1 protein-coding gene is annotated in these 621 nt (G+C 34.3%); it reads right to left on the bottom strand.

Features of this window, described 5'->3' with window-relative positions:
- Positions 1–132 precede the first annotated feature (132 nt).
- On the bottom strand, positions 133–513 hold the full coding sequence (locus tag ML462_RS16030) for a hypothetical protein (protein WP_240714844.1): 381 nt from the start codon (positions 511–513) through the stop codon (positions 133–135).
- Between the last annotated feature and the right edge of the window lie 108 nt (positions 514–621).

Raw genomic sequence — 621 nt, 5'->3', positions numbered from 1 at the left:
CAACGGTCTCGGTTATCGCCAGTTGGCGGAGTAGGGGACGCGGATTTGTCGGCTTAGTATTGGTTTGTTGGTCTAGTTAATTTCTTACTAACGGTGCCGCCTATTGGCGATGAACCGTTGTTGTAAACAGTTTTATTTTTCTAAACTTTCTTCTAAAGTACCTTCTCCGCTTATTACGGTTTCCCATTTTAGTTCCGTTGCAGTTAACTCATTTATTTTAAGGGTGTAATTTTCCAATCCAGGGTCTGAGTCGTCCCATGTAATGGTAATTGTATTTCCTGATTTTGTATAATCCCCTTCCTCAGTAATGTTATCTGAATAGTAAAAAGTTGCACGATTTGACGTGAATTTCACTTTCTCTTGTGAAGTTACTGTATTCCCATTTAATTTACTCTGGATCGTAGACCATGTTCCAATTAGAGATTCCTCTGTGTCGATTTTATTATTATCATCCGAGGTTGAACATGAAATAAAAGTGATTGCCAGAATTAATAATTTGTAAGTTGACTTCATACTGATTAGGTTTAATAATTATTTATTTTTTCAAAATTTTTTTGTTCTAAAGTTAATTCAGAATTAAGTAAAATTTTTCTTTTATAAAATTGTTTACAACGGTCTCGG

This window comes from Christiangramia lutea (genome assembly GCF_022489035.1).
Lineage (GTDB): Bacteria > Bacteroidota > Bacteroidia > Flavobacteriales > Flavobacteriaceae > Christiangramia > Christiangramia lutea.
This window is presented reverse-complemented; position numbering and strand designations above follow the sequence as displayed.